Source organism: Caenispirillum bisanense, assembly GCF_039523075.1.
In the GTDB taxonomy this organism is placed as follows: Bacteria; Pseudomonadota; Alphaproteobacteria; order Rhodospirillales; family Rhodospirillaceae; genus Caenispirillum; species Caenispirillum bisanense.
The window spans coordinates 18,078-36,521 of sequence record NZ_BAAAEP010000040.1 but is presented as its reverse complement, the minus strand read 5'-3'; the positions used below and the strand labels follow the sequence as shown (position 1 = coordinate 36,521).

18 protein-coding genes are annotated in these 18,444 nt (G+C 70.0%); 10 read left to right on the top strand and 8 right to left on the bottom strand.

What is annotated here, in order from left to right:
* Position 1: 1 nt before the first annotated feature.
* The gene (locus tag ABD056_RS16380; protein ID WP_343868339.1) at positions 2-1,465 is read right to left on the bottom strand and encodes a mannose-1-phosphate guanylyltransferase/mannose-6-phosphate isomerase; all 1,464 of its coding nucleotides are present in this window, start codon (positions 1,463-1,465) and stop codon (positions 2-4) included.
* Between the two features lie 138 nt (positions 1,466-1,603).
* Complete coding sequence (locus ABD056_RS16375) at positions 1,604-4,393, bottom strand: [protein-PII] uridylyltransferase (protein ID WP_343868337.1); 2,790 nt, start codon at positions 4,391-4,393, stop codon at positions 1,604-1,606.
* Between the two features lie 156 nt (positions 4,394-4,549).
* Between ABD056_RS16375 and ABD056_RS16370 the strand changes: the two genes are divergently transcribed.
* Together ABD056_RS16370 and ABD056_RS16365 are read left to right on the top strand one after the other, a co-directional pair.
* Positions 4,550-4,792 (top strand): AbrB/MazE/SpoVT family DNA-binding domain-containing protein, encoded by a 243-nt coding sequence (locus tag ABD056_RS16370; RefSeq protein ID WP_343868335.1) that lies wholly within the window; start codon positions 4,550-4,552, stop codon positions 4,790-4,792.
* Entirely contained in the window at positions 4,785-5,183 is a 399-nt protein-coding gene (locus ABD056_RS16365; RefSeq protein WP_343868334.1) for a type II toxin-antitoxin system VapC family toxin, read from the top strand. Before ABD056_RS16370 ends, ABD056_RS16365 begins: the two co-directional genes overlap by 8 nt.
* 11 nt (positions 5,184-5,194) lie before the next feature.
* On the opposite strand, the gene ABD056_RS16360 is transcribed toward ABD056_RS16365, so the two are convergent.
* From ABD056_RS16360 to rph, 5 genes are all read right to left on the bottom strand, one after another.
* Positions 5,195-5,785: a D-sedoheptulose-7-phosphate isomerase gene (locus ABD056_RS16360; RefSeq protein WP_343868333.1), complete on the bottom strand. Its 591-nt coding sequence runs from the start codon at positions 5,783-5,785 to the stop codon at positions 5,195-5,197.
* A gap of 72 nt (positions 5,786-5,857) precedes the next feature.
* Entirely contained in the window at positions 5,858-6,124 is a 267-nt protein-coding gene (locus ABD056_RS16355) for a glutaredoxin domain-containing protein (RefSeq protein ID WP_343868331.1), read from the bottom strand.
* 117 nt (positions 6,125-6,241) lie between these two features.
* A complete protein-coding gene (locus tag ABD056_RS16350) occupies positions 6,242-7,171 on the bottom strand; it encodes a DMT family transporter (RefSeq protein ID WP_343868330.1) in 930 nt (309 codons plus the stop codon).
* A gap of 201 nt (positions 7,172-7,372) precedes the next feature.
* The gene (gene rdgB, locus ABD056_RS16345; protein ID WP_343868329.1) at positions 7,373-7,972 is read right to left on the bottom strand and encodes an RdgB/HAM1 family non-canonical purine NTP pyrophosphatase; all 600 of its coding nucleotides are present in this window, start codon (positions 7,970-7,972) and stop codon (positions 7,373-7,375) included.
* A 5-nt stretch (positions 7,973-7,977) separates the two neighbouring features.
* Complete coding sequence (rph, locus tag ABD056_RS16340) at positions 7,978-8,700, bottom strand: ribonuclease PH (RefSeq protein ID WP_343868328.1); 723 nt, start codon at positions 8,698-8,700, stop codon at positions 7,978-7,980.
* 140 nt (positions 8,701-8,840) lie between these two features.
* On the opposite strand from rph, the gene ABD056_RS16335 reads away from it, so the two are divergent.
* The 4 genes from ABD056_RS16335 (at position 8,841) to grpE (ending at position 11,322) form a co-directional block, all read left to right on the top strand.
* Entirely contained in the window at positions 8,841-9,086 is a 246-nt protein-coding gene (locus ABD056_RS16335) for an AbrB/MazE/SpoVT family DNA-binding domain-containing protein (RefSeq protein WP_343868327.1), read from the top strand.
* Positions 9,086-9,454: an endoribonuclease MazF gene (gene mazF, locus ABD056_RS16330; protein ID WP_343868326.1), complete on the top strand. Its 369-nt coding sequence runs from the start codon at positions 9,086-9,088 to the stop codon at positions 9,452-9,454. The genes ABD056_RS16335 and mazF overlap by 1 nt, the downstream gene beginning before the upstream one ends.
* 77 nt (positions 9,455-9,531) lie before the next feature.
* Positions 9,532-10,602, top strand: coding sequence for a heat-inducible transcriptional repressor HrcA (hrcA, locus tag ABD056_RS16325; RefSeq protein ID WP_343868325.1), 1,071 nt, complete (start codon positions 9,532-9,534; stop codon positions 10,600-10,602).
* 15 nt (positions 10,603-10,617) lie between these two features.
* The gene (gene grpE / locus ABD056_RS16320; protein WP_343868324.1) at positions 10,618-11,322 is read left to right on the top strand and encodes a nucleotide exchange factor GrpE; all 705 of its coding nucleotides are present in this window, start codon (positions 10,618-10,620) and stop codon (positions 11,320-11,322) included.
* A gap of 81 nt (positions 11,323-11,403) precedes the next feature.
* Here the strand turns inward: grpE and ABD056_RS16315 are convergent, their stop codons facing one another.
* Positions 11,404-11,934 carry a hypothetical protein gene (locus ABD056_RS16315; protein ID WP_343868323.1) on the bottom strand — a complete coding sequence of 177 codons (531 nt, stop codon included), beginning with the start codon at positions 11,932-11,934 and terminating at the stop codon, positions 11,404-11,406.
* A gap of 132 nt (positions 11,935-12,066) precedes the next feature.
* Between ABD056_RS16315 and ABD056_RS16310 the strand changes: the two genes are divergently transcribed.
* The 4 genes from ABD056_RS16310 (at position 12,067) to ABD056_RS16295 (ending at position 18,401) form a co-directional block, all read left to right on the top strand.
* A complete protein-coding gene (locus ABD056_RS16310) occupies positions 12,067-12,906 on the top strand; it encodes an FmdB family zinc ribbon protein (protein ID WP_343868322.1) in 840 nt (279 codons plus the stop codon).
* Positions 12,907-13,168: 262 nt separating this feature from the next.
* Positions 13,169-15,025 carry a ribonucleoside-diphosphate reductase subunit alpha gene (locus ABD056_RS16305; protein ID WP_343868321.1) on the top strand — a complete coding sequence of 619 codons (1,857 nt, stop codon included), beginning with the start codon at positions 13,169-13,171 and terminating at the stop codon, positions 15,023-15,025.
* A gap of 42 nt (positions 15,026-15,067) precedes the next feature.
* A complete protein-coding gene (locus ABD056_RS16300; protein WP_343868320.1) occupies positions 15,068-16,027 on the top strand; it encodes a ribonucleotide-diphosphate reductase subunit beta in 960 nt (319 codons plus the stop codon).
* Positions 16,028-16,493: 466 nt separating this feature from the next.
* The gene (locus ABD056_RS16295; protein ID WP_425545048.1) at positions 16,494-18,401 is read left to right on the top strand and encodes a polysaccharide biosynthesis protein; all 1,908 of its coding nucleotides are present in this window, start codon (positions 16,494-16,496) and stop codon (positions 18,399-18,401) included.
* Positions 18,402-18,444 lie beyond the last annotated feature (43 nt).

The following is an 18,444-nucleotide window of genomic DNA, read 5'->3' as shown; positions in this document are numbered from 1 at the left end:
CTCACTCCCCCGTCGCCTTGGCGGGGGAGTCCAGCAGGCCGGAGGGGAGGCGGCCGTAGGCGTCTTCCAGGCGGATGATGTCGTCCTCGCCCAGATAGGCGCCGGACTGCACCTCGATCAGCCGCAGCGGCAGGCGGCCGGGATTGTGCAGGCGGTGGACGACGCCGGCCTTGATGTAGGTGCTTTCGTTTTCGCGCACGAGGAAGGTGTCGTCGCCGCGGGTGACCTCGGCGGTGCCCTCCACCACGATCCAGTGCTCGCTGCGGTGATAGTGCAGCTGCAGCGAGATGCTCTCGCCCGCCTTCACCAGGATGTGCTTCACCTGGAAGCGCGGGCCGGTGTCGATGCTCTGGAACCAGCCCCACGGGCGGTAGACGCGGCTGTGGCTGCCGGCTTCGCGGCGGCCGTCGGCGTGCAGGCGCTCGACCAGCGCCTTGACCTCCTGGTCGCGGCCGGCATCGGCGACCAGCACGGCATCGTCGGTGGCGACCACCATCACGTTGCTGAGGCCGAGGGTGGCGACCAGCGGCTTGTCGCTGCGGACGTAACTGTCGCGGCAGTCCACCGCCAGCACGTCACCGACCAGGGTGTTGCCGTCGCCGTCGCGGTCGCTGTGCTCGTGCAGGGCCGACCACGAGCCGATGTCGGACCAGCCGGCGTCGAGCGTCACCACCACGGCGTCGTCCACCTGCTCCATCACGGCATAGTCGACGCTCTCGCCGGCGATGGCGGTGAAGGGTTCGGGCGCCAGGCGGACGAAATCCAGGTCGATGCGGGCCTGCGCCACCGCCGCCCGGCACAGCGCCAGCATGTCGGGGCGCAGGCGCTCCAGCTCGGCCAGATAGCGGCCGGCGCGGAACAGGAAGATGCCGGCGTTCCAGGCATGGCGGCCGCCGGCGACGAAGCCCTCGGCGGTGGCAAGGTCGGGCTTCTCGGTGAAGCGGGCGACCCGGTGGACGCCCTCGCCCAGCGCCGCCCCCTGCTCCACGTAGCCATAGCCGGTGTGCGGCCGGGTGGCGGGCACGCCGAAGCAGACGAGGTCGGCTTCGCAGGCCGCCGCCCGCTCCACCGCGGCGGTGAAGGCGGCGCCGTCGCGCACCGCATGGTCGGACGGCAGCACCAGCAGCCGCGCCTGCGGGTCCTGCTCGGCCAGCATGAGGGCGGCGCAGGCCACCGCCGGGGCGGTGTTGCGGCCCACCGGCTCAATCACCAGGGCGGCCGGCGGCACGCCGATCTGGCGCAGCTGCTCGGCGATGAGGAAACGGTGGGCGTCGCTGCACACCACCACCGGCGGCGCCAGACGGGCGGCGCGGCGGGCGGTCTGCTGCAGCATGGTTTCGGGGCCGGTGAGGGCCAGCAGCTGCTTCGGATGCGCCTCGCGCGACAGCGGCCACAGCCGGGTGCCGCTGCCGCCGGACAGGATGACGGGAACGATGGGCGACGCGGCGGCGACGGTGGGCGACATGGGGCGCATCCTCGGCGTGGCAGGTCGGGGGAGGCCCAGTCTAGGGCGCCCCGGCGCCGGCGGCCAAAGGTGCGATGGCGGCAGGCCCGGCGCAAGGCGGCTTAGGCCGGAGGGCTCACGCCGCCGGCCCGATCCCCCTCATTCCGCCGCCGCGGCCTTGCGGCGGGCGGTGCCGGCGGCGGCGCGGGGGCTGCGGGCCTCCAGCGTTTCCATCAGGGTCTCGCGCACCTGCTTCAGCTTGGTCTCGTGCTCGATCTTCATGCCGAACACGTCCTTCACGTAGAACACGTCCACCACCCGCTCGCCGTAGGTGGTGACCTGGGCGGAATGGATCTGCAGGCCGCAGCGGGTCAGCGCCGCCGTCACGTCGTAGAGGAAGCCGGGGCGGTCGCGGCCGTTGACCTCGATCACCGTGTAGGTCTTCGACGCCGTGTTGTCGATCACCACCCGCGGCGGCACCTTGAACACGCGGGTGCGGCTGGGCAGGGTGGAGGGCTTGGCCTCCAGTTCCTTTTCCAGCCAGATGCGGCCCTGCAGCGCCTTCTCGATGGTGTCCGACAGCCGCGCCAGCTTTTCCGGCTGGCTCACCGGCAGGCCGTTGCCGTCCTGGATGGAGAAGGTGTCGAGCGCCATGCCGGTGGTCAGGGTCATGATCTTGGCGTCGACGATGCTGACGCCCGACAGCGACATGGCGCCCGTCAGCTTGGAGAACAGGCCGGGGTGGTCGACGGCGTAGATGGTCACGTCGGTGACGCCGCGGATGTCGTCGATGCGGGTGTCGACGGTCAGCAGGCGGCCGTCGCGCTCGGCGGTGCGGATCAGTTCGGCGTGGTTCTGCTGCGCCACCGTGTCGAAGGTCAGCCAGTAGGACGGATAGCCGCGGGCCAGATGGTCCTCGATCTCCTCCGCCGTCCAGCCGGCGCCGTCGAGGGCGCGGCGCAGGGCATCCTTCTTGCGGGCGACGCGGGCATCGCGCGAGCCGGCGGACAGGCCGCCCGACAGGGCATCCTCGGTGCGGTAGAACAGCTCCCGCAGCAGGCTGCCCTTCCAGCCGTTCCACACCTGCGGCCCGACGGCGCGGATGTCGGCGCAGGTGAGCAGGGTGAGCAGCTTGAGCCGTTCCGGCGACTGCACCAGGGCGGCGAAGGACTTGATGGTTTCCGGGTCGTCGACGTCGCGCTTGAAGGCGGTGCGGCTCATGTCCAGGTGGTGCAGCACCAGCCACGAGACGGTTTCCGTTTCCTCCGGCGTCAGGCCGAGGCGCGGGCACAGCTTGAGGGCGATGCGGGCACCGATCTCGGAATGGTCGCCGCCGCGGCCCTTGGCGATGTCGTGCAGCATCACCGCCACATAAAGCGCCCGCCGCGACTGCACCTTCTGGATCAGCTGGGTGGACAGCGGCAGTTCGTGCGCCAGCTTGCCCTGCTCGATGCGGTTGAGGATGCCGATGGCGCGGATGGTGTGCTCGTCGGTGGTGTAGACGTGGTACATGTCGTACTGCATCTGCGCCACGACGCGGGCGAAATCGGGGATGAAGGCGCCGAACACGCCGGCTTCGTTCATGCGCCGCAGGGTGTTCTCGGCGTCCTTCGGGTGCGACAGCATCTCGACGAACAGCCGGTTGGCCTCCGCCTCGCTGCGCAGGGCCTTGACCAGCTTCAGGGATTCGGTGATCAGCCGCAGGGTGTCGGGGTGGATGTCGAGCCCGTGGCGCTGGGCGACGTGGAACACCGACAGAAGCCGCAGCGGCTCGCGCACGAAGTCGTCCTCGTGGGCGACGGCGATACGGCTGCCTTCCACCACGAAACCGTCCAGGTGCCGCTTGCGGAAGGCGGCGGGCATGCGCATCACCGGCTTGCGGCGGTTGCGCTCCTCCAGCACGGCGCAGAAGATGCGGGTGAGGTCGCCGACGTCCTTGGCGATGAGGAAATAGTGCTTCATGAACCGCTCGACGCCCTTCACGGCGCCGCGGTCGGTGTAGCCCAGCCGTTCGGCCACCGCCGACTGCATGTCGAAGGTCAGGCGGTCCTCGGCCCGGCCGGTCAGGTAGTGCAGGGCGCAGCGCACGCTCCACAGGAAGGCCTGGGCCTTGATGAAGCTGGTGGCGGCCTGTTCGGAGATCACCTCCATGTCGGTCAGCTGCCGCATGTCCGACACGCCGTAGAGGTACTTGGCGATCCAGTACAGGGTGTGCAGGTCGCGCAGGCCGCCCTTGTCTTCCTTGACGTTGGGCTCCAGCACGTAGCGGGAATCGCCCAGGCGGTCGTGGCGCTGGTCGCGTTCCGCCAGCTTCTGCTCCACGAACTGCAGGCCGGTGCCGGCGATGATTTCCGCCTTGTAGCGGGTCTGGAAGTCATCCCACAGGGCGCGCTCGCCCACCAGATAGCGGGCTTCCAGCATGGCGGTGCGGATGGTGATGTCGGCCTTGGCCTGACGCATGCACTCGGCGACGGAGCGGGTGGCGTGGCCGACCTTCAGCCCCATGTCCCACAGCATGAGCAGCATGTACTCGACCACCTGCTCGGAATGGGGGGTGGTCTTGTAGGGCAGCAGGAACAGGAGGTCGATGTCCGACTGCGGCGACAGTTCCCGCCGGCCGTAACCGCCCACCGCCAGCACCGCCAGATGCTCGCCCATGGTCTTGACGCCGGTGGGGAAGACGCGGGTGGTGGTGTAGTCGAACAGGGTGACGACCAGCTGGTCGACCAGATAGCAGTTCTCGCGCACGCACTGGTCGCCGCGGCCGTGCTCGTCATCGAACCGCCGGCGCACCTCGTCGTGGCCGCGGCGGTAGGTGTCCTTCAGCACGGCCAGCACCGCCTGCCGCTTCTTCTGGTCGCTGAGGGAGCCGTCGGCGGCGATGTCGTCCAGCCGGACGACCAGCCCCTTGCGGTCGATCACGTCGCGCGGCTTGCGGATCTTCAACATGACGCTCTACGCCCCCTGCTCCTGGTCCCTGCGAATATAGGCTGGGCGCGGCGGGATCACCATAGAGCTTGGGCGGCCGGCGCCCGCTGGCGGGACGGCGGCGGACGGCGTACACTGCCAGGGAACGCAGTCGTGCCACAGTGCGGGATATGCCAGATGCAGCACGTCACCATGGGCCCCAACGGCCGCCTCGTCATCCCCTCCCCCATCCGCGCCGAGCTGGGCATGCAGCAGGGCGGCGCCTTCATGGTGGCGGTGGAGGACGGGCAGGTGGTCATGCGTCCTTACCGGGCGGTGATCGAGGACGTGTGGGCGGAAGTCCGCCGCTACATCCCGGCCGGTGCCGATCCGGCCGCCGACCTGCTGCAGGACCGCCGCCGCGAGGCCGCCGATGAGTGACGCGGTGCTCGACGCCTCCGCCGTGCTGGCGCTGATGACGCGGGAGGCGGGGCACGAGGCGGTGCTGGCGGTGATGCCCGGCGCGCTGGTCAGCGCCGTCAACCTGGCCGAGGTGCTGGCCAAGCTGCACGACCGCGGCATGCCGCCGGAGGTGGCACGGCGGCTGACCGATGCGCTCGGCCTGGTGACGGTGGATTTCGATGCCGAGGCGGCGGCGGAGACGGCACGCCTGCGCGATGCCACCAGGGCCGCCGGCCTGTCGCTCGGCGACCGCGCCTGCCTCGCGCTCGCGCGGCGGCGCGGCTGCCCTGCCCTGACCGCCGATGCGGCGTGGGAGGCGGTGGCGGACGCGGCGGGAGTGACGGTGCACAACATCCGGCCGCGGACCTGACAGCGCCCCCTTCAGCCGGCGGCCAGGGTCTCTTCCACCAGTTCGCAGATCAGGTGGCCGCAGGCGATGTGCATTTCCTGGATGCGGTCGGTGCGGCTGGCCGGCACCACCAGCGCGATGTCGCTGGCGTCCTTGAGCGCGCCGCCGCTGCCGCCGGTGAAGCCCAGCACGGTGACGCCCATCTCGCGCGCTGCCGCCACCGCCTTCATGACGTTGGGGCTGTTGCCGGAGGTGGTGAGGGCCACCAGCACGTCGCCGCGCTTGCCCAGGCCACGCAGCTGGCGGGCGAAGATGTCGTCGAAGCCGAAGTCGTTGCCGATGGCGGTGAGGGCGGAGGTATCCACCGTCAGCGCCACCGCCGGCAGCGGCGCGCGGTCCAGCCGGTAGCGGCCGAGCAGCTCGGCGGCCAGGTGCTGGCTGTCGGCGGCCGACCCGCCGTTGCCGCAGAAGAAGATGGTGTTGCCGGCCCGCAAGGCGGCGGTGACGGCCTCGGCCATGGCGGCGACGGTGCCGGCATGGGCGTCAAGGGCGCGGAAATTGTCGGCGATGGCCGCGAAGGTTTCGGCGGCGCGGCGGGCGAAGGGGGAGCTACCGGTGGTCATGACGGCGGATGAAGTCCCTGCGGCATCGGGGCGGCGGCCGACCATAGACCGTCCGCCCCGCCTTGACCAGTGTCAGGCCTTGGCCTCGGGGTACATGGCCAGAAGCTTTTCCAGGATCGGCTTCTCGTATTCCATCAGGTTGTCGTAGCCGCCGATGAGGTGGCCGTCGATGAGGATCTGCGGCACCGTGCGGGCGTCCGGCAGGCGGTCCTTCATACGGGTGAAGTCGGCGGCGGCGGAGACGTCGATCTCCTCGTAGGGGATGTTGTGCTCCTTGAACCAGGCCTTGGCCTTCTGGCAGTACATGCAGGTCTGCTTGGTGTAGATCTCGATCGCCATCGTCTGTCTGCTTTCCTGTATCCGGGACGGGGCCGACGCCAAAGGTGACGCGGAACGCGCCGCGCCGCAACCCCGCCCGCCGTCATATCGGCCGACGGCGGGGTCTCGGCAAGGGGCTCAGGCGGCGGCCGGCGGGGCGGCCGGCGGGGCGGTCAGCCGTTCGCGGTGCCAGATGTAGAGGCCGCTCGCCACGATGACGGCGGAGCCGAGCAGGGTCGGCGCATCGGGCACATGGCCGAACACCGCCAGCCCGATCAGCCCGGCCCAGACGATCTGGGCATAGGTGAAGGGCGCCAGGGTCGAGGCCTCGGCCAGGGCATAGGCCTTCACCGCCAGCAGGTGCCCGGCCACCGCCAGGGCGCCCATGGCGGCCATCAGCAGCAGGTCGGGCAGGGTCGGCGTCACCCACACGAAGGGCACCACCAGCGCCGCCCCGACGAAGCCGGCGAGGCCGGTCCAGGTGGTGGTGACGACGGCGCTGTCGTCGGTGCCGATGCGGCGGCTGGCGATCACCGCCCCCGCCCAGCTGACGGCGGAGCCCAGCGACAGCAGGGCGCCCCAGTCGACGCTGCCGCCATCGGGCCGCACCACCACCAGCATGCCCACGAAGCCGACCGCCACCGCCGCCCAGCGGCGCGGCCCCACCCGCTCGCCCAGCAGCGGGATGGCGAGCGCCGTCTGGATCATCGGGCAGACGAAGAAGATGGCGGTGGCCGTCGCCAGCGGCGTGATCGCCAGGGCGGAGATGAAGAACAGCGCCGAACTCAGCATCAGCAGCCCGCGCACCACCTGCAGCACCGGCCGGCGCGGGCGCAGCACGGCGGCGGCGGTGACGCCGCTGCCCGGTCGCAGCAGCACCGGCAGCAGGAACAGGATGTAGAAGGCATAGCGGCCGAAGGCGACCTCCAGCGGCGGCACGCTGTCGGCCAGGAACTTGGACACGCCGTCCATGGCGGAGAAGATGATGGTGGCGGCCAGGATCAGCGTCACGGCCCGCGACGCCGGGGCCGCCGCGGCACCGGCGGCCGCAGCAACGGGAGTGGTCATGTGATGGTGTCAGCCGGCGGGGAACCTGCGCGATGTCCGGCCGCAGGGCCCGCCCCGCCGACGCGACGGCCCTCGAATCCGGCCCGATCTTGATACGCCGGCGCAGCAGCGGCGGGAAGGGCCGTTATGGCCCTGCCGCACCGGCCGGATCGCCACCGGCGGCGGAGCCATTCCCGCTCCGCCGGCGGCGACGGCAGCCTGTCAGCGGGCGAAGCAGGCCTCGACCAGCAGGGCGAAGGCCTTGGCGCGGTGGCTCATGGCGTGCTTCTTCTCCGGCTCCATCTCGCCGAAGGTGATGTCGTAGCCGCCGGGCACGAACATGGGGTCATAGCCGAACCCCCGGCTGCCGCGCGGCGGCCAGACCAGCTCGCCGTTGACCTTGCCCTCGAAGGTTTCCACATGGCCGTCCGGCCAGGCGAGGCAGAGGGCGCAGACGAAGTGGGCGCGGCGGTCGGGGTTGGCACCGATCTCGCGGTGGACCCGCTCCATGGCCATGGCGAAGTCCTTCTTCGGACCGCCCCACCGCGCCGAATAGATGCCCGGCGCCCCGTCGAGCGCCGCCACGGCAAGGCCGCTGTCGTCGGCGAGCGCCGGCAGGCCGGCGGCGGTGGCGGCGGCCAGCGCCTTCAGCTCGGCATTGGCGACGAAGGTGAGGCCGGTCTCCTCCGGCTCCGGCAGGTCCAGGTCGCCGGCCGACACCGCCTCGACACCGTAGGGCCGCAGCAGCTCGTTGATCTCGCGCACCTTGCCGGGGTTGTGGCTGGCGACCACCAGACGGCCGCCCGCGAAGGTCCGTGCCATGGCGGTCACTCCGTCAGGCCGAGGGCGGCGCGCTGGGCGGCGGCCAGCTCGGCGACACCCTTCTTGGCCAGCGCCAGCATGGCGGTCAGCTGGTCCTCGGCGAAGGGGGTTTCCTCGGCGGTGGTCTGCACCTCGACGATCAGGCCCTTGGCGGTCAGCACGAAGTTGGCATCGGCCTGGGCGGTCGAATCCTCGGCATAGTCCAGGTCGAGCACCGCCTCGCCGCCGACGATGCCGCAGGAGATGGCGGCCACCTGGTCGTGCATGGGCACGGCGGTCAGCACGCCCAGGCTCACCAGCTTCTGGAACGCCTGATAGAGCGCCACATAGGCGCCGGTGATGGAAGCGGTGCGGGTGCCGCCGTCGGCCTGCAGCACGTCGCAGTCGACCTTGATCTGCATCTCGCCCATGGCCTTGAGATCGACCACCGAGCGCAGCGAGCGGCCGATGAGGCGCTGGATTTCCTGGGTGCGGCCGGACTGCTTGCCGCGCGCCGCCTCGCGGTCGGTGCGGCTGTGGGTGGCGCGGGGCAGCATGCCGTATTCGGCGGTCACCCAGCCGCGGCCCTGGTTGCGCAGCCAGCCCGGCACCTTCTCGTCCACCGAGGCGGTGCACAGCACATGGGTGTCCCCGAACCGGATGAGGCACGACCCTTCGGCATACTTGGCAAACCCCGGCTCCAGCGAGACGGGACGAAGGGCATCGGCGGCACGGCCGGACGGTCGCATGGGGAACATCCTCGGGTAGCTGTGGGAACAGGCGTCAGGGCCGCAGGCTACCCCGTGCCCGCCGGCTTGAAAAGCCCGTGCGGCGCCTTGACTCCCCGGGTCGATGTATCGACAATGTATCCTCACCGCCGGAGGGTGTCATGATTCTGCATTTCGCCAAGTGGGGCAACAGCCTGGCGCTGCGCATTCCCGCCTCCTACGCCCGCGACCTCGGCATCCACGAGGGCAGCGGCGCCGACGTGCGGGTGGAGAACGGCCGGCTGGTGGCGCTGCCGGTCCAGGACGTGCCGAGCTACGACCTCGACGAGCTGCTGGCCGGCATGGACGACGACACCCTCCATGCCGAGGTTGCCACCGGCCCGGCGGTCGGCAACGAGTTCTCGTGATGGCCCGACCGGCCTCGCCGCCGCCTGCCGAGTCCTACTGCCCGGACGACGGCGATCTTGTCTGGCTCGGCTTCGATCCGCAGAAGGGCAGCGAGCAGCGCGGCCACCGCCCGGCGCTGGTGCTGTCGCCGGTGCAGTACAACCGCCGCGTCGGCCTGTGCGTCGTCTGCCCCGTCACCTCGGAGATCAAGGGCTATCCCTTCGAGCAGCCGGTGCCGGCCGGGGCGGGCGTCGTCGGGGCGGTGCTGTGCGATCAGGTGAAGAGCCTGTCGTGGCGCGAACGCGGCTGCGCCTTCATCGCGCGCGCCCCCGAAGACCTGACCCTGCACGTCAAGGCCAAGATCCGCGCCCTGCTGCGCCTGCCCTGATGCCTCCGCCGCGCGTTGACGGTGTGGAACAGCTTCCCTACATTCGCTGCGGTCGCGACCCAGCAGGGAAGAACCGCGTGTCGACGCGCAGCACCAGATCCGCCAGGACCACGCCCATCGTCGAGCTGAACGAACGCTCGCGCGAGATTCTGCGGCATGTGGTCGATGCCTACGTCCAGACCGGCGAGCCGGTGGGATCGCGCACGCTGTCCAAGCGGCTGTCCATGTCGCTGTCGCCGGCCACCATCCGCAATGCCATGGCCGACCTGGAAGACCTGGGTCTGCTCTATGCCCCCCATACCTCCGCCGGCCGCCTGCCGACCGAGCTGGGCCTGCGCATGTTCGTCTCCGGCCTGCTGGAGATCGGCAGCCTCGCCGACGACGAGCGCGCCCGCATCGACGCCCAGTGCGCCGCCCGCGGCAAGAGCCTGCCCGACGTGCTGTCGGAGGCGACGCGCACCCTCTCCGGCCTGTCGCTGTGCGCCGGCCTCGTGCTGGCGCCGAAGACGGAAAGCCCGCTCAAGCACATCGAATTCGTCAACCTCGGCCCCGGCCGGGCGCTGGTCGTCATCGTCACCCAGAACGGCGTGGTCGAGAACCGCATCATCGAGGTGCCGCACGACCTGCCGCCGACGGCGCTGGTGGAGGCCTCCAACTACCTCGCCGCCCGCATGACCAACCGCACCCTCGACGAGGCGCGGGAGGACATCCTGAAGGAACTGGAGAGCCACAAGTCCAAGCTCGACGAGCTGACGTCCAAGGTGGTGTCGGCCGGGCTCGGCACCTGGGCGGGGGACAAGGCCGACGGCGCCCTCATCGTGCGCGGCCAGTCGCACCTGCTGTCCGACGTCACCGCCATCGAGGACCTGGAGCGCATCCGCAATCTGTTCGACATGCTGGAAACCCGCGAACAGATGCTCCGCCTGCTCGATCTGGTGGGCAAGGCGGAGGGCGTTCAGATATTCATCGGCGCAGAGAACGAACTCTTTGCCGCCACGGGCTGTTCGATGATCGTCAGTCCGTTCCGCAACGGGGCGGAGGAGATCGTCGGCGCCATCGGCGTCATCGGACCGACCCGCATCAATTATGCCCGCATCATCCCGCTGGTGGACTACACCGCGAAGGTGGTCGGCAGACTCATCGGTTAGGGACTGGAAACAGCAATGGCACAGCAGCATACCCCGTCGCAGCACGAACCCGGCCACGACGCGCCTGCCGAGCAGGACGCCGCCACCGACATGGGCGAGCAGGCCCCGTCGGCGGCCGACACTTACGACGGCGACGTGCCGCCGGACGCCGGCGCCGACATCCTGGCGCCGGAGCAGCGCATCGCCCTGCTGGCGGCCGAGGTGGAACGGCTGAAGGGCGAGTACATGCGCGCCCTGGCCGACGCCGAGAACGCCAAGCGCATGGCCGAACGCCGCATCGAGGACAACGCCAAGTACGCCGTCTCCAACTTCGCCAAGGAGATGCTGCAGGTCGCCGACAACCTGGACCGCGCCCTGCTGGCCGCCCCGGCCGAGCGGCGGGCGGAGAACGAGCTTCTGAAGAACCTCGCCGTCGGCATCGAGATGACCCAGAAGACCCTGGCCGCCGGCCTGCAGAAGTACGGCGTCGAGAAGATCGAGGCCCGCGGCACCCCGTTCGACCCCAACCTGCACCAGGCGGTGCAGGAGGTGGAGCGCACCGACATGCCGACCGGCACCGTGGTCGACGTCTACCAGGACGGCTACCTGATCCGCGACCGCCTGCTGCGCCCGGCCATGGTCACCGTGTCGCGCGGCGGCCCCAAGCGGGACGCCAACGGCACCGGCGGCGGCACCGCCGGCGAGGGCGGCCAGGGCAGCGGCGTCAATACCTCCGCCTGATTGCGGGCCGAGCCACCTGACGCAGGCCGGCGGGGAGCGATCTCCGCCGGCCTTGTCGTGTCCGGCCGGCGGCGCCCTGCCCTACTTGTCGCGGAACAGGCTCTGCGACACCTGCACCATCAGCATGCGGAAGCGCTCGCTGTCCAGGCTGAGGTCGTCGCCGCCCACCGAGCCGGCGACATCGGCCAGCACCCGGTCGTCCTCGCAGAACACCGCCAGCACGGTCAGGCGCTCGCCCACCTCCACCGGCGGCACCTCGCCGCGGCACAGGGCGCGGCCGGAGACGCGGCGCGGGGCGTTGAAGGCCAGCGTCACGTGGTAGCGGCGATCACCGGCAGCGGCGGGGTCGGTGGTCAGGCGCAGGGTGCGGTATTCGGCGATGGCGCGGCCCATGGCGCCCAGCGCCACCTCCGCCACCCGCTCCGGCGGCTCGCCGGGGAAGGGCGTGCCGTGGAGGGTGGCGAGCAGCGGCCCGCGGCTGGCCGCCCACTGCATGAACTGCGCCGGCCCGGCCGGGTCGCGATAGCGGACGGAGGTGCGCGGGGCATCGACGCAGGCGCTGACCAGCGTCGCCGCAGCCCCCGCCGCCAGCGTCACAAGCTTCTTCAACATGCCGCCGCAACTCCTTGATCGAATGGGTGTCGCACAGGTTATCCCCATAACTCAGGGTTTGCACAGGCTTGCGCAGCCGCGCGCCAGCCGTCAATATCCGCCGCCCGCTCCCCTGGCAGAAGAGGCTCCCCCATGACGACGGATACGGCACCCGGCACCGCCAAGGACCCGCTGGACGGCGCCGCCCGCGAGCTGCGCGCCCGCATCCGCTACGTCTCGGCCCGCGACGAGCTGACGGCCCCCGACAGCACCATCAACAAGGCCGCCGCCGACGAGCCGGTGTTCGTGCTTCGCGCCCGCGACCTGGTCGCCTCCATGACCGTCGAGTACTGGGAATTCTGCGCCCGCAACCGCGGCACCCCCGACGACAAGCTGGAACGCGCCGACCGCCAGCGCCGCGCCATGGAAGCGTGGCTGGAAAAGCGCCTGCCGCAGCCGACCCCGGCCGGCGAGATGCCCACCGTCCGCACCGCCCATGTGGAGCGCACCCACCCCCATTCCGTGCTGCGCAGCGCCCACCCGGAGGAGCCGGTGTTCGCCATTGTCGCCTCCGACGCCGTGGCGCAGGAAGTGGTGGAGTTCTGGGCCTTCATGGCGGAGCGCAACGGCGCCAAGCCGGCCAAGGTGGAAGCCGCCCTGCAGGTCGCCCGCGCCATGGCCGCCTGGACCAGCAAGCGCGTCGTCGGCCTGCAGGAACGCAAGCCGCGGCCGGTGCTGTCCGATGCCTCGGCCGGCGGCGGCGGCACCGTGCTGTCCAGCCACCGCCCGCACCACCGCAAGGTCACCCGCATCCGCTGCCTCGCCTGCGGCCATACGGAGAAGGTGGGCGAGCCGCCCTATTCCGAGGAACTGCTGGCCTCCATCGCCGAAACCTGCGACGGCCCCTGCCCGTCCTGCGGCGCCCAGCCGGTGGCCGCCACCGCCGACGCCCCGCCGCGCCGCGTGCTGACCACGGAACTGGTCGACGGCTGACGGCTGAGGGTGCCGGGGCTTTCGGGAAGAGCCTAAAAATCCTAGATATTGACCTTGGCCTTTTGGCATATACCATATATAGACCATCGCGTCGGAGCGCCCCCGGCTCACGGGTCGGGGCGGACTGCCCTGGCCGCCGTCGTCGCGATCCGGATCATGATGCAGGAGCAGGCGCCGGCCCCGTCGCCGGCCTTCGCAGTCGCCGCCCGCCCCCGGGCCGCCGCGGAGTCGTCCCTGCCGCAACCGCTGAAGGAGTGTCGTCGTGCTGAACGTTGTGCAGGTTCCTGAGGGTCCGCGGGTGCGGGTCGATCACAGCCGCGACGCCAAGCTGACCGATTTCGGCAAGGCGGTGCTGGAAGACCGCTACCTGCTGCCCGGCGAGGGGTTCCAGGACCTGTTCGCCCGCGTCGCCAGCGCCTATGGCGATGACGACGCCCATGCCCAGCGCCTGTACGACTACATCTCCAAGCTGTGGTTCATGCCGGCGACGCCGGTTCTGTCCAACGGCGGCACCAACCGCGGCCTGCCCATTTCCTGCTTCCTGAACGAAGCCGACGACAGCCTGGACGGCATCGTCGGCCTGTGGACGGAAAACGTCTGGCTGGCGGCCCGCGGCGGCGGCATCGGCAGCTACTGGGGCAACCTGCGCTCCATCGGCGAGACGGTGGGTTCGGTCGGCAAGACCTCGGGCGTCGTGCCGTTCATCCGCGTCATGGACAGCCTGACGCTCGCCATCTCCCAGGGCTCGCTGCGGCGCGGCTCGGCGGCGGTCTACCTGCCGGTGGACCACCCGGAGATCGAGGAATTCGTCGAGATCCGCCGCCCCACCGGCGGCGACCCCAACCGCAAGGCCCCCAACCTGCACCACGGCGTGCTGCTGTCGGACGCCTTCATGCGGGCGGTGGAAGCCGATGCCGACTGGCCGCTCATCAGCCCGCGCGACGGCTCCATCATGCGCACCATCAAGGCCCGCGCCCTGTGGATCCGCATCCTGCTGGCCCGCGTCGAGACCGGCGAGCCCTACATCATCTTCAACGACACCGTCGCCCGCCACCAGCCGCAGCATCACAAGCTGGCCGGCCTGCGGGTGAAGACCTCCAACCTGTGCGCCGAGATCACCCTGCCCACCGGCCGCGACCACATGGGCCAGGACCGCACCGCCGTCTGCTGCCTGTCGTCGCTCAACCTGGAAACCTGGGAGGAGTGGAAGGACGAGCCGCAGTTCATCGAGGACGTGCTGCGCTTCCTCGACAACGTGCTGCAGGACTTTATCGACCGGGCGCCGGACAGCATGGCCAAGGCGCGCTATTCCGCCATGCGGGAACGCTCCGTCGGGCTTGGCGTCATGGGCTTCCACAGCTTCCTGCAGAAGCACGGCATCCCCTTCGAGTCGGTGATGGCGAAGGTGTGGAACCGCACCATCTTCAAGCACATCAAGATCCACGCCGATGCCGCCTCCAAGGCGCTGGCGGTGGAACGCGGCCCCTGCCCCGATGCCGCCGACTACGGCTTCATGGAGCGGTTCAGCCACAAGACCGCCATCGCGCCCACCGCCTCCATCTCCATCATCTGCGGCGGCTCCAGCCCGGGCATCGAGCCGATCGCGGCCAACAGCTACACCCACAAGACGCTGTCGGGCTCCTTCAACGTCCGCAACCCGTACCTGAAGGCGCTGCTGGCGGAAAAGGGCCGCGACGACGAGGACACCTGGACCTCGATCACCGTCAACGAGGGCTCCGTCCAGCACCTGGACTTCCTGACCCAGGACGAGAAGGACGTGTTCAAGACCGCCTTCGAACTGGACCAGCGCTGGGTGGTGGACCTGGCGGCCGACCGCACGCCGTTCATCGACCAGAGCCAGTCGGTGAACATCTTCCTGCCCGCCAACGTCCACAAGCGCGACCTGCACCAGCTGCACTACCAGGCCTGGAAGAAGGGCGTGAAGAGCCTCTACTACTGCCGCTCCAAGTCCATCGCCCGGGCCGAGGTGGTGTCGTCCAAGGCGGTGCCGGACGCGCTGAAGGACCCGGCCCTGATGGCCCCGCCGGCCGCCGCCGCCGCCCTGGCCGCCGCCGAGCCGGCCTCCACCGATTACGAAGAGTGCCTGGCCTGCCAGTAAGGCCGGGCCTGCCTTCGCCGTTTTTTGACCGACAGGACCGTCATGCCCCTTCTCGACGCCAAGCCCGTCTACAAGCCCTTCGCCTACCCCTGGTGCTACGACGCCTGGCTGCTGCAGCAGCAGATCCACTGGCTGCCGGAGGAAGTGCCGCTGGCCGATGACGTGAAGGACTGGCACCACAAGCTGTCCGACAGCGAACGTCACCTGATGACGCAGATCTTCCGCTTCTTCACCCAGTCGGACATCGAGGTGAACAACTGCTACATGCGGCATTACACCCGCGTGTTCAAGCCGACCGAAGTGCAGATGATGCTGGCGGCGTTCTCCAACATGGAGACGATCCACATCGCCGCCTATTCGCACCTGCTCGATACCATCGGCATGCCGACGACGGAATACTCGGCCTTCCTCGACTACAAGGCGATGAAGGACAAGTACGACTACATGCAGGTCTGGGGCGTCGACACCAAGGAAGACATCGCCAAGACCCTGGCGGTGTTCGGCGCCTTCACCGAAGGGCTGCAGCTGTTCGCGTCGTTCGCCATCCTGCTCAACTTCCCGCGCTTCAACAAGATGAAGGGCATGGGGCAGATCGTCACGTGGTCGGTGCGCGACGAGACGCTGCACTGCAACTCGATCATCCGCCTCTACAAGACCTTCCTGCAGGAAAACCCGGAAGTGGACCGGGCGAAGATCGAGGGCGAGCTGTCGGAAGCCTGCAAGACCATCGTCCACCACGAGGACGCCTTCATCGACCTGGCCTTCGAGCTGGGCGCGGTGGAGGGCCTGACGGCCGAGGACGTGAAGCGCTACATCCGCTACATCGCCGACCGCCGCCTGACGCAGCTGGGCCTCGCGCCGCTCTACCTGATCGAGAAGAACCCGCTGCCGTGGCTGGACGCCATGCTGAACGCCGTGGAACACACCAATTTCTTCGAGAACCGGGCGACGGAATATTCCAAGGCCGCCACCCAGGGCACGTGGGACGAAGCCTTTGCATAAAAATGCAGAGCCGGATGGAACCTTACTGCGTGGGTGAGGTTTACCCAATCGTACCCCGCGTGTAACTCCCTCCACGAGTGACCATGCAACCGGCCCCGCGGTCCCCCGCCGCGGGGCCGGAGTCCGTTTGGGCGGAGGGGACGGGAGGAATCGTTCCTTGCGGCCCTCCCCCTCCTGCGCATCGCCTTATTGCCGGGGCAAAGGGGGCGAGGCGGCCAGGAGCAACGGGAAAACGGAGATCCCCGCGGGACTTTCGCGCATCGGGCGCCGCCAGTGGCGCCATCAGTTCACCCCGAAGCAATTGCCCGGGGGCTTCGGCCCATTCCGCTTGATTGCCTGCGCGCGCTGCTCTTATCTTCACCGGGGCGCGCCAGCGGCTGCGCCCGCATGCCAGGACCGTCCGATCGTGAAGTTCAACGCCAGCGCCTTCCGGAAGGCCTACATCGTCTTCCTGCACGACCTTTTCATGGCGGCGGCGTCCTTTGTCGTGTCGCTGTACCTGCGCCTGGACGACATCCTGCTCGCCTTCATCCCGCTCGACCGGCTGGTGGTGTGGACACTGCTGTTCACCGCGCTGTGCGGCGCGGCGTTCTGGAGCCAGGGGATGTACCGCAGCATCTGGCGCTATGCCTCGCTGCGCGACCTGATGACCATCACTCGCTCCGTCAGCCTGGCGATCCTGCTGTTCCTCGGCCTGATGTTCCTGTGGACGCGCCTGGAGGGGCTGCCGCGGTCGGCGCTGCTCATCAACTGGTTCGTGCTGCTGTTCATGCTGGGGGCGCCGCGCTTCCTCTACCGGCTTATGAAGGACGGGCTGATCGGCGTCTTCGCCGACGACGGCAACCGCCGGGTGCCGGTGCTGCTGGTGGGGGCCGGCGACGGCGCCGACCTGTTCATCCGCGATGCCCGGCGGGAGAACGCGCCCTATCGCGTGGTCGGCATGCTGGCCTTCAAGCAGGGCCGCATCGGCCGCGACATTCAGGGGGTGCGGGTGCTGGGGTCGGTGGACGACCTGCGCAGCGCCGTGGCGCGGCTGGAGGCCCAGGGCCGCAAGCCGCAGCGCGTCATCCTCACCCGGCCGCCGGCCACGCGCGAACAGCTGAAGGCGCTGTTCGACGAATGCGACGGCCTGGGCATCACCCTGTCGCGCCTGCCGGAACTGTCGGCGCTCAAGCAGGGCATGGCCGACAAGCTGGAAGTCCGCCCCATCGCCATCGAAGACCTGCTCGGCCGGCCGCAGGCGGTGCTCGACCGGCCGGCCATGCAGGCGCTGGTGAAGGGCCGGCGGGTGCTGGTGACCGGCGCCGGCGGCTCCATCGGCTCGGAACTGGTGCGCCAGGTGGCGGCGCTGGAGCCGGCCGAGGTGGTGCTGGTCGAAAGCTCGGAATTCGCCCTCTACACCATCGACGGCGAGATGCGCGAGCGCTTCGCCGCCATCCCCTGCCGGCCGCTGATCGCCGACGTGCGCGACCGCCGCCGCATCGACGAGGTGTTCGCCGCCCACCGCCCGGAACTGGTGTTCCACGCCGCCGCGCTCAAGCATGTGCCGATGGTGGAGGCCAACCCGGTGGAAGGGGTGCTGACCAACGTCGCCGGCACCCGCATCGTGGCCGATGCCGCCTGCGCCCACGGCGTCGACCTGATGGTGCTGATCTCCACCGACAAGGCGGTCAACCCGACCAACGTCATGGGCGCCACCAAGCGCATCGCCGAACGCTACTGCCAGACCCTGGACAGCCGCGCCACCGGCCCCGGCACCCAGTTCGTGACGGTGCGGTTCGGCAACGTGCTCGGCTCGACCGGATCTGTGGTGCCGCTGTTCCGCCGCCAGCTGGAGAACGGCGGGCCGCTGACCGTCACCCACCCGGACATGACGCGCTACTTCATGACCATCCGCGAGGCGGTGGAACTGGTGCTGCAGGCCAGCGCCTACGGCCACCACCAGCCGGAATATCGCGGCCGCATCTTCGTGCTCGACATGGGCGATCCGGTGAAGATCGTCGATCTGGCGCGGCAGATGATCCGCCTGGCCGGGCTGCGGCCGGAGGAGGACGTGAAGATCGTCTTCACCGGCCTGCGCCCCGGCGAGAAGCTGTTCGAGGAAATCTTCCACGGCGCCGAGCCGCCGGTGCCGACCGGTCGCCAGGGCATCCTGCTGGCCCAGGTGCGCGGCGGCGATGCGCCGGAGGTGGCGGCCGCCATCGACGCCCTGGAGGCCGCCGCCCGCGCCGGCGATGCCGCCGCCGTGCTGGCGGGAGTGCGCGCCCTGGTGCCGGAATATGCGCCGTCCGACGCCGCCCCTGCCGCCGCCCCGCCGCCGCCGTCCTCCGCCTCTGCCGATGCCGCCGCGCCTGCGGCCCGCGCCGCCGGTTGAAGCCGCCCGCCGCGCCCCCATGTCCGCTGCCGTTCCCGCTCTG

Bases quoted from the DNA above. Each gene is read 5' to 3' on its own strand.
- ABD056_RS16380 (WP_343868339.1), bottom strand. From the start codon at position 1,465: ATGTCGCCCACCGTCGCCGCCGCGTCGCCCATCGTTCCCGTCATCCTG.
- ABD056_RS16375 (WP_343868337.1), bottom strand. From the start codon at position 4,393: ATGTTGAAGATCCGCAAGCCGCGCGACGTGATCGACCGCAAGGGGCTG.
- ABD056_RS16370 (WP_343868335.1), top strand. From the start codon at position 4,550: ATGCAGCACGTCACCATGGGCCCCAACGGCCGCCTCGTCATCCCCTCC.
- ABD056_RS16365 (WP_343868334.1), top strand. From the start codon at position 4,785: ATGAGTGACGCGGTGCTCGACGCCTCCGCCGTGCTGGCGCTGATGACG.
- ABD056_RS16360 (WP_343868333.1), bottom strand. From the start codon at position 5,785: ATGACCACCGGTAGCTCCCCCTTCGCCCGCCGCGCCGCCGAAACCTTC.
- ABD056_RS16355 (WP_343868331.1), bottom strand. From the start codon at position 6,124: ATGGCGATCGAGATCTACACCAAGCAGACCTGCATGTACTGCCAGAAG.
- ABD056_RS16350 (WP_343868330.1), bottom strand. From the start codon at position 7,171: ATGACCACTCCCGTTGCTGCGGCCGCCGGTGCCGCGGCGGCCCCGGCG.
- rdgB (WP_343868329.1), bottom strand. From the start codon at position 7,972: ATGGCACGGACCTTCGCGGGCGGCCGTCTGGTGGTCGCCAGCCACAAC.
- rph (WP_343868328.1), bottom strand. From the start codon at position 8,700: ATGCGACCGTCCGGCCGTGCCGCCGATGCCCTTCGTCCCGTCTCGCTG.
- ABD056_RS16335 (WP_343868327.1), top strand. From the start codon at position 8,841: ATGATTCTGCATTTCGCCAAGTGGGGCAACAGCCTGGCGCTGCGCATT.
- mazF (WP_343868326.1), top strand. From the start codon at position 9,086: ATGGCCCGACCGGCCTCGCCGCCGCCTGCCGAGTCCTACTGCCCGGAC.
- grpE (WP_343868324.1), top strand. From the start codon at position 10,618: ATGGCACAGCAGCATACCCCGTCGCAGCACGAACCCGGCCACGACGCG.
- ABD056_RS16315 (WP_343868323.1), bottom strand. From the start codon at position 11,934: ATGTTGAAGAAGCTTGTGACGCTGGCGGCGGGGGCTGCGGCGACGCTG.
- ABD056_RS16310 (WP_343868322.1), top strand. From the start codon at position 12,067: ATGACGACGGATACGGCACCCGGCACCGCCAAGGACCCGCTGGACGGC.
- ABD056_RS16300 (WP_343868320.1), top strand. From the start codon at position 15,068: ATGCCCCTTCTCGACGCCAAGCCCGTCTACAAGCCCTTCGCCTACCCC.
- ABD056_RS16295 (WP_425545048.1), top strand. From the start codon at position 16,494: ATGGCGGCGGCGTCCTTTGTCGTGTCGCTGTACCTGCGCCTGGACGAC.